The organism is Ilumatobacter nonamiensis YM16-303 (assembly GCF_000350145.1).
Lineage (GTDB): Bacteria > Actinomycetota > Acidimicrobiia > Acidimicrobiales > Ilumatobacteraceae > Ilumatobacter_A > Ilumatobacter_A nonamiensis.
The window spans coordinates 1-10,218 of the sequence record NZ_BAOL01000052.1 but is presented as its reverse complement, the minus strand read 5'-3'; the positions used below and the strand labels follow the sequence as shown (position 1 = coordinate 10,218).

Sequence of the window (10,218 nt, the reverse complement as noted above, 5' to 3'; positions counted from 1 at the left end):
CGTCGCGATCAGGGTTCTCGTCGCGCTTTTCGTCGATTTCCGGACCGATCCGCGACGAGAACGGAGGTCGAGCGGATTTGCGCGGGACCCGGCCGGGCGCGCTCGGGAGGTCAGGAGGTGGAGCGGGAGCGGGCGACGACGAGGGAGGCGATGGCGGTGTCCTGCGCGCCGGTGCCGGTGAGATCGCAGATCGTGACGTCATCGGGATGGCTCCGACCGGCGGCCGACCCGGAGATCACGTCGCCGAGCTCGACCCCGTCGACCGGCCGACCCGCCTCCCGCGGCGCACGAAGCTCGCCCAGGCGTTCGCTCTGCGCGCGACTGTCGCAGACGAACCGGTCGGCCGCGGCAACGAGGTCGACGGAGAGTTCCTGCTTGTGTTCGGCGTCGGAGCCGACCGCCGTGACGTGAAGACCGTTCCGTCGAACCGTCCCGTCGAGCAACGGTTCCATCGCCGGAGTGGTGGTCACGACGATCCCGCCATCGACGGCCACGTCGGCGGGACGCTTCACGACGGATACATCGAGCCCGGTGTCGTCCCGCACTCCTTCGGCCAACTCGCCGGCCGCGTCGGCGCGGCGCGCCCACACCCTGACGTGGGTGATCGGCCGCACGAGGCGGAGCGCTTCGATCTGCAACCGCGCCTGCACACCGGCACCGATCACGCCGACCGTCGCGGCGTCGGGTCGGGACAGGTGCTTCGCCGCGACGGCGCCGGCGAGTGCAGTGCGGATGTTGGTGAGGTACCCGTTGTCGAGCAGCACCGCTTCGGGAACCCCGGTCGTGCTCGAGAACACGAGCATCAGCCCTCCGAGGCTCGGCAGCCCGATCTGCGGATTGTCGAAGAAACCAGCCGACACCTTCACCGCGATGCCGTCGACGCCGGGCAGATAAGCGGACTTGATGTCGATCTCGCCGTGGTGCTCCGGCACGTCGATTCGTTGGATGGGCGGCATCGACGCCGCGCCGCTTGCGATCAGCGGGTACACCGCCTCGATCGCGTTCAACTCGTCGGCGCCGAGTCCGACGAGTCCGCGAATCGTCGCTTCGTCGAGGGTGATCACATCGAATCGAAGGCCTGAGTGAGGTCGGCGATCAGATCGTCGACTCCCTCGATGCCGGTCGAATAGCGAACGAGTCCCTCGGGGATTCCGAGCATCTCGCGTTCCTCGGGCGTGCACTCGACGTGGCTCGTCGTTGCGGGTGGACCGATGATCGTCTCGACCGAACCGAGGTTGGCCGCGCGATGGGCGTACCGCAGGTGAGGGATGAACTTCTTCACGGCGTCGAGACCTCCGTCGAGGGTGAAGCTCAACATCCCGCCGAAACCCTTCATCTGACGCGCCGCGACATCGTGCTGCGGGTGACTCGAGAGACCCGGGTAGTTGACCCGAGTGACCCGATCGTGGCCTTCGAGGAACGAGGCCACCGCGTGTGCGTTCTGCGCCTGTCGCTCGACGCGCAGGTGCAGCGTCTTCATGCCGCGCAACAGCAGGTAGGCAGCCATCGGATCGAGCGTCGCGCCGTTGATCTCGCGGTAGTGGTACACCGCCTCGATCAGGTCGGGACGGCCGACCACCACACCGCCGAGTGCATCCGCGTGACCACCGAGGAACTTCGTCGCGCTGTGCACGACGAGGTCGGCGCCGTGGCTCAGCGGCTGTTGGTTGATCGGGGTCGCAAACGTGTTGTCGACCATCACGATCGCACCCTGGTCGTGCCCCGCCTCGATCAGCCGCGGGAGGTCGAGCACCTTGAGGGTCGGATTCGTCGGCGTCTCGAGATACAGCAGGTCGCAGCCACCCGCGACGGCGGACTCGATCGCATCGAAGTCGGTCGTGTCGATCAATTCGACCTCGATCCCGATCGCCGGGAGGAACTCGGTGAACAGCAAGCTCGTCCCGCCGTACGTGTCCTTGACCGAGATCACCTTGGACCCCGGCTTCAGCAGCGCGTACAGCGTGTTCGAGATCGCGGCCATGCCGGTCGCGGCCGAGGTCGCCGCTTCGGCACCTTCCAAGATCCGCACCTTGTCCTCGAACACCGCGACGGTCGGGTTGGTGTTGCGTCCGTAGATGTGGCCCTCGGCAACGCCGGTGGCGACGTCGTACCACTCGTCGAAGTCGGAGTACCCGAACGACACGCTGTGGACGACCGGCACCTGGGTGGCGCGGTCGACGAGGTAGCGGTCCTCGCCTCCCCACACGGCGAGGGTCGCCGGGCTCGGAGCGTTGGTCGATTCGGTCGATTCGGTCATGAGGGTTCCTTCGTAGTTGACGGGATTGTCGATGTGGTGGTGTTCGGAGGAGACGTCGCGGGCCGGGCGGGCGCGAACCCGAGGGCATCGTTGAGCCGTTCGAGAACGAGCTGCATGTGGTGCCGACGCACTTCGGCGAGCGCAACGCCGGACCGCTGGCCACATGCGTCGAGCGACGCTTCGATCTCGCTGCGAATCTGCTCGATCTCGGTGTCGAGATCCAGACTCGGCAACATCTGGACGAATGCGCGGGCGGTCTGCGCATACAGCTGGTCGTAGATCGAGCGCAACGGACCGTTGGTGAGCAGGTCGAGCATCACCTCGTGGTACTCGTCGTAGAGCGGTGCGAGATCCGCCGCCGACTCGACGTCGTCGAGCTGTTCGAGGCACGCCTCCAGTCGCTCGCGGATTTCGGGCGACGCGGGAAGGCGGACGAAATCGCCGACGAGATCGGCGATCCGGAGCCGGAGTGCCCACACTTCGCGGAGCGCCTGGAAGTCGATCGACGAGACCGACGCCCCGCTGTTGGGGTTGATCGTCACGAGGCCGTCGTGGGCGAGGCGGTCGAGGACCCGGCGGATCGGCGTTCGGCTGACGCCGTACTGCTTGGCGAGGGCCTCCTCGGTGAGCCGGGCACCCGGCTCGAGGTCGAGGCGGGTGATCCGCACGCGCAGCTGGCGATAGAGCTGCTCGTTGGTGATCCGGGCGGCCGCGGACGTGGTCTCGGCCTCGGCGGACGGTGGGCTTGGCGTCATGGACGAGTCATGCCTCCTGGGGGCGAATACAATGTGTATACGATACCGTTTGCCGCGCGTACATGCTGGTCAGCAACTACGTTGGGGATCCGGGAGGGACCGTGCCAGCAGACATCGAGTTGCCGTTCGAGCGACAGGAGTACCGCGACCGACTCCATCGGACACGCCTCGCGATGGAACGCCGTGGGGTCGAGGTGCTGTTCGCTGCCGACCCGTCCAACATGGCCTGGCTGACCGGCTACGACGGCTGGTCGTTCTACACGTACCAAGGGGTCATCGTCACCCTCGACGACGACCCCGTCTACTGGGGCCGGTTGATGGACGCCCAAGGCGCCCGCCGCACGGTGTGGATGGACGACGAGCACATCGTCGGGTATCCGGATCACTTCGTGCAGTCGACCGAAGAGCACCCGATGGAGCACCTCGCGCACACGCTGGCGAGCCGCGGTCTCGGCAACCGCCGTCTCGGTGTCGAACTCGACAACTACTACTACTCCGCAGCCGCCCACCGAGCGCTCGTGGAAACGCTCATCCGCATCGTTCCCGGCGCGTCCGAACAGCTGAGCGAACGTGACGGAATCAGCGACGCGACCGGTCTCGTCAACTGGCAGCGCAAGATCAAGTCCGACCGTGAGCTCGAATACATGGGAATCGCAGGCGAGATCGTCGGCCGGGTGTACGCGCGGTTGCGCGACGTGCTGCGACCCGGCATGCGCAAGAACGATCTGGTCGCCGAGATCATGCATGCCACCGTCACGGGCACCGAGACGCACGGCGGTGACTACCCCGCGATCGTGCCGCTGCTGCCGACGGGTTTGGACGCAACGGCGTCGCACCTGACGTGGAACGACAAACCGATGGAGGTCGGCGTCGGGACCTTCTTCGAGCTCGCCGGCTGCTACCGCCGCTACCACGCGCCGCTGTGCCGATCCGCGTTCATCGGGGAACCGTGGCCGCTCATGCGCAGCGCCGAGGTCGCCCTGATCGAAGGACTCGAGGCGGGCATCGAGCAGGCCCGCGCCGGCAACCGCGCCTGTGACGTGGCCAACGCGCTGTCCGAGGTGCTGGAACGTGCGGGGATCGAGCGGACCGCTCGGTGCGGCTACTCGACCGGGTTGAGCTATCCGCCCGACTGGGGCGAACGCACGATCAGTTTCCGGAGCACCGACGAAACGGTGCTCGAGCCGGGGATGACGTTCCACTTCATGCCGGGGCTCTGGATGGACACCTGGGGTCTCGAGATCACCGAGAGCATCGTGATCACCGCCGACGGCCCCGCACGAACGTTGGCCGACGTGCCACGCGAGATCATCGTCGTCGACGCGTAGACGGATCAAACGGGGTGTGACCCCCGTCGATACGCGACTCCCCTGGTCGCGCTCCCCCACTCCCCTCACCTCAGTGGTCGAACACCGCGCCGAGGAATGACTTGGTGCGTTCGTGCTGCGGATCGCCGAGCAGATCGGACGGCTTGCCCGACTCGATGATCTGACCACTGTCGAACATCAGCACCCGGTCGGCGACCTCGCGAGCGAAGCCCATCTCGTGGGTGACGAGCATCATCGTCGTCTCGCCCTCCTCGGCGATGTCACGCAGGACACTCAGCACGTCACCGACCAGTTCGGGGTCGAGTGCGGACGTGACCTCGTCGAACAACATCACCTTCGGTCCGGTGGCCAGCGAGCGAGCGATCGCGACGCGCTGTTTCTGACCGCCGGACAGCTGACCGGGCGTGTGGTTCGCGTGCGCGCGGAGTCCGACCTTGTCGAGCAGTTCGAGCCCGTGCTCCTCAGCCTCGTCACGGCTCACGCCCTGGGTCTTCATCGGCGCCAGGGTGATGTTCTCCAGTGCACTCATGTGCGGGAACAGGTTGAAGTGCTGAAACACCATGCCGGCGTTCGAGCGCACTTGGCGGATGTGCTTCTCCCGCGCCGGCTTGAGCTTGTCGCCGTGCTTCTCGTGATACAGGTGCTGACCCTCGAGTTCGATCGTGCCCGAGTCGGGCCGCTCCAACGTCATGCACACGCGCAGGATCGTCGTCTTGCCCGAGCCGGACGGCCCGATGATCACGACCCGTTCGCCCTCGGCCACGTCGAGGTCGAGCTCGCGCAGCACGACGTTGTCGCCGAACGCTTTGTTGACACCGCGCATGCGCACTGCGGGAGTGGCTGCGGAGTCGTTGGTGGACTGGGGCTCAGGTGCGCTCATACGCGATGCGCCTTTCGAGTCGACGGATGAGGAAGGCGGCAGGGATCGACACGGCGAGGAACCCGATCCCGACCAGTGTGTAGGTCTCGACGGGACGGAACGTGCGGCTGCTGATCGTCTTGGCGAAGAAGAGCACCCCGGTGACCTGGATCGAGCTTCCCAGCGGCGCGTCCTTGAAGCCGGCGACCAGGTAGTTGCCCAACGCCGGCAGCACATTGGGGATCGCCTGCGGCAGGATCACCCGTCCCCAGGTCGTGCGCCTCGGCAGGTTCATCGCCGTCGATGCCTCCCACTGCCCCTTCGGCACGCTGTCGATGCCGGCGCGATAGGCCTCCGAGCAGTACGTGGCGTAGTGGATCCCGAGGCCGATGATCAGCGCGGGAAGCGGATCGAGGACCCGCACGCTCTCGGGCAGCCACGAGATCGTCGGGAGTGCGTAGAAGAGGAAGTAGAGCTGGATCAGCAGTGGCGTCGACCGGACGAACTCGATGAAGAACGAGAACGGCCAACGCAACGCACGGTGATCGGAGCGGCGCCCCAGTGCGAGGAACAAACCGAGCACGATGGCGACGGCGAAACCGGCGATCGTCGCCTGAACGGTGACCCACAGCGCTTCGAGGAAGTCGGGAATGAGTGCGAAGAAGAAACCCCAGTCGAACTTCGCGTCGGGGTCGGCGGTCGCGTCGGTGTCGAAGCTGACATCGGTACCTCCGAAACGCCAGATGACGGTGAGCACGACGACGGCCGTGGCGACCCATCCCAACGTCACCATTCGGCGACGCCACCGGGCTGCCCTGAGTTCGGCCGCCGCCTCGACGTCGACATCCTCGGCGTGCATCGGGTGCGGGGCTTCCTGATCGGTCTGGTCGATGGTCATCTCAGCCCGTCACCCCTGCCGTGGGTGCGGACAGCTCGACCGCTGTGCGGCCGCTGCGCTGCTCGAAGCCGGCGTTCACGCGGCGTTCGGCGAGGCGGAACAACAGCGCGATGATCTGCGCGAGCACGAAATAGATGATCAACGCGTTGAGGAAGAGAATCGGAATGCTCACCGGGTCGTCGCTGATCGTGCGGTTCACGCGCAGCTTCGACACCTCGAAGGTGAGGTCGGACAACCCGATCAGCGAGACGAGGGCGGTGCCCTTCAGGATCTCGATCGTGAGGTTGCCCATCGGCGGCAGGATCACCGGCATCGCCTGAGGAAGAACGATGTGGCGGATGCGTTGGGTGGGCGTCAGGTTGAGGGCGATGCTCGCCTCGGTCTGACCCTTGGGGACGGATTGGATCGCGCCGCGGACGATCTCCGCGCCGTACCCGCCCATGTTGAGCCCGAGCGCGACCGAACCCATCAACAAGCGGCTCGGTTGGTCGAAGCCGAGCAGGATCGGCAGGGCGAAGGCCATCCAGAACAACAGCACGATCGAGGAGATCCCGCGTGCGACCTCGACGTAGACGAGCGCGGCGGCGCGGACGGCGACGCGCTCGGACAATCGGGCCACGCCGAAACCCACCGACAGCACGATGCCGAGCATGAAGGACAGCGCGAGAACCTGCAGCGTGACGAGCGTGCCGTCCCAGAGGCGTTCGTACTGGGTGGAGTTGAGGAAGAAGTCGTTCATGGGAACGGAGCGATCCGGACGGGCCCCGGCAGTGCCGGGGCCCGTGCGGATCAGCGGATCAGCCGCCGGTCAGGTCCTCGACGGTGAGGCCCGCCGCCGTCTCGACCGCCTGCTCGGAGAAGCCGTAGCTGGTGACGATCTCCATGACCGTGCCGTCGTCCTGCTTCTCGTGCAGGACGTCGTTGAAGGCGTCGCGGAAGTCCTGGTCCGTGAAGCCGAAGCCGCCACAACCGTAGACCTCGTTGCCATCGGCATCGAGCGGGATGAATGCATCGGTGGCCTCGATGCCCTCGTTGGCCTCGGTCTGGTTGTTGACCGTCAGCGACGTTCCACCGACGGCGTCCACGCGACCCGCGAGCAGCGCGTCGTACTGGGCGTTGACGTCGGCGAAGAGCTCGATCTGGTCCTCGGGCACCTGCGCGTCGGCAGCGTAGGTCTCATCGACCGCTCCCGACAGCACGGCGAGCGTGGCGCCGGTCTCGACGATCGAGTCGAATCCACCACCGATCCCCTCGGGGTTGCCCTCCGCGACGGCGAACGAGTAGTCGCCGCAGTAGTCCGGGTCCGAGAAGATGATCTGCTCGGCGCGCTCGGGCGTGATGAACATGCCCGCCGCGATCATGTCGTACTGGCCGGCCTGGAGGCCGGGGATGAGCGCTCCGAAGTCGACGACCTCGGCCTCGATGTTGTCGATGCCCAGCTCGGCGAGCACTGCGGCGGCGACGTCGGGGGCCTCGCCCTCGATCTCGCCTTCCTCGGTCTCGTACCCGTACGGGATCTCGTTCGCCAGGCCGACGGTGACCGTGCCGGCTTCCTGGAGTTCTCCGAGCAGGCCGGACGCCGCAGCGGCGTCGTCGCCGCCTTCGTCGGGCGCTTCGGAACCCTCGGTCATCGCCTCCGAGTCCTCGGTCATCGCTTCGGTCGACTCGGTTTCGTCGCCGTCGGCGGGTGCCTCGGTGTCGGAGGTGTCGTCTCCGGAGTCGCCGTCGTCGTCGCTACCGCACGCGGCCGCGACCAGTGAGAGGGCGGTGGCGGCAACGGCGATGCGACGCCAACGTCCCGTCGTCGTTCGTGTGGATGTGGTCATGTTGTTCTCCTCCCGGGTTTCGTCAACCCGATGTTGTGTTGCGCCGCGAATGAACGATCACCACGGCGCGGCTTCGTGTACGGCCACCGTGATCGCGGGGTCCCCCGACTCGATGAGCCCGGGGTTGTGTCGCATGATCACGATGCCGTTCACGCCTGAACGCAGCACCGATGGCGGTGCCGCGAGATCGTCGATCGGATGGATCCGAGCCACCGGGTCACCGGCGGTGACCTCGTCGCCGGGATCGGCGAGTGGCTCGAAGAGTCCGCCGATCGTGGCAACGGATGTTCCGTCGTCGACCATGCGGACGAATGTCGGTGGGGCGTCGAACTCCGGCTCTCCAGCCAGGACGCCCGCCTGCTTGAGGGTGTTGACGACACCGCGGTGGGTGATGTCGACGGTGCGCGCGCTGATCGCACGACCACCCTGGATCTCGGTGGTGAGGAACACCTTGCCCAGATCCTCGACGGCGCTGTCGAGCAGGCCGTTCGGGTCGGGTTCGTCGATGAGGACGGCGAGTGGCGTCCCGAACACCTTGATGTACTCGGCGGTCTCCGCCGTGCGACGCTCGTCGGCGAGCACATGCGTTGCGATCATCGGCTCGAAGGTCATCGACTGACCGCCGGAGTGGATGTCGAGGACGAGGTCGGCCCGTTTGACCAGCTCGCGGAAGACGAAGTCGGCGATCCGCTGCGTCGGCGTGCCGACGGGGTTCCCGGGAAACGACCGGTTGAGGTTGCCTCCGTCGACCGGTGACAACCGTCGACCCACACGCAGCGCGGCCTGGTTGAGCCCCGGCACGACGATGATCCGCCCGGAGACGCGCTCGACCTCGACTTCGTGCAGCAGTCGGCGCAGCGCGACGGGCCCCTCGAACTCGTCGCCGTGATTCCCGCCGGTGAGCAGGACGGTCGGACCCTCGCCGTTCGCGATCACCGCGATCGGAGTGAGGACGTTGCCCCATCCCGACTCGTCACGCGACCAGGGAACGGAGAACGTTCCGATCGAGCGGCCTTCGGCATCGAGGTCGATGGAACACGACGCAGGGGCAGGGAGGGCACCGCTCGTGCGGGCTTCGCGGCTGTCGTCACCGCGATGTGCGGTGTGTGCGTCGGATGTGTCTGGCATGTCTCCCCTGAGCCACGGATGGCTCCCGTCCGGACCGGCACGGACACACGACACACCTCGGCCGCCGCACGGGCGGCTCGGCGGGTACAGAATGTCCTGCGCTCAGACTGGACACAGATTGTATACCATCGGTCCATGGGTCCTGCCAACCCCCCATCCGTTCCCGCCACCCCACTGCCGGTCGATCTCGATGCGATCGAGGCGATCCGCGCCGACGTCGAGCGTCACGCGCTCAGAACCCCGCTGAGCAGGTCGAACGCGCTCAGCGAGCTCATCGACGGCGACGTCGACCTGAAGCTCGAGACGGTGCAGCCGACCGGCAGCTTCAAGATCCGCGGTGCTGCCGCGAAACTCGGGTCGCTCGCTCCCGACGAGCTCGAACGGGGCGTGATCACGGCATCGACGGGCAATCACGGCCGCGCCGTCGCGCACGTCGCGCGGGCGATGGGCGTGGAAGCCACCATCTGCCTGTCCGACAACGTGCCGGCGGGCAAGGTCGCCGACCTCGAACGGCTCGGCTGCACCCTCGACATCGGCGGGCCGTCGCAGGATGCGGCGTTCGAACGGGCGATCGCGGCGTCGGACCAGGATGAGGGACCGACGCTGGTCCACGCCTTCCTCGACCCGGTGGTCGTCGCCGGCCAAGGCACGTGCGGGCTGGAGATCGCCGAGCAGCGACCGGACTGCGGGCTCGTGCTGGTCCCGCTGTCGGGAGGCGGACTGATCTCCGGGATCGCCGTCGCCGTTCGGGCGATGCTGCCCGACGCGCGCATCATCGGTGTGTCGATGGAGCACGGTGCGGCGATGTACGAGAGCGTCCGAGCCGGACAGCCCGTGCAACTCGACGAAGCCGAAACGCTCGCCGACAGCCTGCAGGGAGGCGTGGGGTCGGAGAACGACGTCACGTTCCCCATCGTGCAGCAACTCGTCGACGACATCGTGCTCGTCTCCGAGGACGAGCTCGCGGACGCGATGGGGTTCGCTCTCCGGGAGCACCGCCTGGTGGTGGAAGGTGCCGGTGCCGTGGGGATCGCGGCGATCCGGGCGGGCCGTGTTCGTCCCTCCCCCGCCACGACCACGGTCGTCGTCTGCTCGGGCGCGAACGCGGAACTCGCCACGATCGCCCGACTCGCCTCCGGTGAGATGTGAGACCGACAGGTGGTCTCA

The 10,218-nt window shown here is 67.0% G+C and carries 10 protein-coding genes; 2 read left to right on the top strand and 8 right to left on the bottom strand.

Going from position 1 to position 10,218, the window contains the following annotated elements; genetic code table 11:
• Positions 1-110: 110 nt before the first annotated feature.
• Genes ON45_RS22570 through ON45_RS06375 form a run of 3 tightly spaced genes read right to left on the bottom strand, consistent with a single transcriptional unit; the run spans position 111 to position 3,012 of the window.
• Positions 111-1,064, bottom strand: coding sequence for a cyclodeaminase (locus ON45_RS22570; RefSeq protein ID WP_040492802.1), 954 nt, complete (start codon positions 1,062-1,064; stop codon positions 111-113).
• Positions 1,061-2,257: a cystathionine gamma-synthase family protein gene (locus tag ON45_RS22565; RefSeq protein WP_040492800.1), complete on the bottom strand. Its 1,197-nt coding sequence runs from the start codon at positions 2,255-2,257 to the stop codon at positions 1,061-1,063. Before ON45_RS22565 ends, ON45_RS22570 begins: the two co-directional genes overlap by 4 nt.
• Complete coding sequence (locus ON45_RS06375) at positions 2,254-3,012, bottom strand: GntR family transcriptional regulator (RefSeq protein ID WP_051062608.1); 759 nt, start codon at positions 3,010-3,012, stop codon at positions 2,254-2,256. The genes ON45_RS22565 and ON45_RS06375 overlap by 4 nt, the downstream gene beginning before the upstream one ends.
• Before the next feature lie 101 nt (positions 3,013-3,113).
• Here ON45_RS06375 and ON45_RS06370 point away from each other — a divergent pair, with 101 nt between their 5' ends.
• Positions 3,114-4,340, top strand: a complete 1,227-nt coding sequence (locus ON45_RS06370; RefSeq protein ID WP_040492807.1) for a M24 family metallopeptidase — start codon at positions 3,114-3,116, stop codon at positions 4,338-4,340.
• Between the two features lie 70 nt (positions 4,341-4,410).
• On the opposite strand, the gene ehuA is transcribed toward ON45_RS06370, so the two are convergent.
• The 5 genes from ehuA to ON45_RS06345 form a co-directional block, all read right to left on the bottom strand.
• The gene (ehuA, locus tag ON45_RS06365) at positions 4,411-5,220 is read right to left on the bottom strand and encodes an ectoine/hydroxyectoine ABC transporter ATP-binding protein EhuA (RefSeq protein WP_051062606.1); all 810 of its coding nucleotides are present in this window, start codon (positions 5,218-5,220) and stop codon (positions 4,411-4,413) included.
• Positions 5,207-5,851, bottom strand: coding sequence for an ectoine/hydroxyectoine ABC transporter permease subunit EhuD (ehuD, locus tag ON45_RS06360; RefSeq protein ID WP_040492806.1), 645 nt, complete (start codon positions 5,849-5,851; stop codon positions 5,207-5,209). Before ehuD ends, ehuA begins: the two co-directional genes overlap by 14 nt.
• Positions 5,852-6,098: 247 nt before the next feature.
• Positions 6,099-6,836: an ectoine/hydroxyectoine ABC transporter permease subunit EhuC gene (gene ehuC / locus ON45_RS06355; protein WP_083914498.1), complete on the bottom strand. Its 738-nt coding sequence runs from the start codon at positions 6,834-6,836 to the stop codon at positions 6,099-6,101.
• Between the two features lie 58 nt (positions 6,837-6,894).
• The gene (gene ehuB, locus ON45_RS06350) at positions 6,895-7,923 is read right to left on the bottom strand and encodes an ectoine/hydroxyectoine ABC transporter substrate-binding protein EhuB (protein ID WP_051062605.1); all 1,029 of its coding nucleotides are present in this window, start codon (positions 7,921-7,923) and stop codon (positions 6,895-6,897) included.
• Between the two features lie 57 nt (positions 7,924-7,980).
• Positions 7,981-9,051 (bottom strand): succinylglutamate desuccinylase/aspartoacylase domain-containing protein, encoded by a 1,071-nt coding sequence (locus ON45_RS06345; RefSeq protein WP_051062604.1) that lies wholly within the window; start codon positions 9,049-9,051, stop codon positions 7,981-7,983.
• A gap of 135 nt (positions 9,052-9,186) precedes the next feature.
• Between ON45_RS06345 and ON45_RS06340 the strand changes: the two genes are divergently transcribed.
• Positions 9,187-10,200: a pyridoxal-phosphate dependent enzyme gene (locus ON45_RS06340; protein WP_040492798.1), complete on the top strand. Its 1,014-nt coding sequence runs from the start codon at positions 9,187-9,189 to the stop codon at positions 10,198-10,200.
• Positions 10,201-10,218 lie beyond the last annotated feature (18 nt).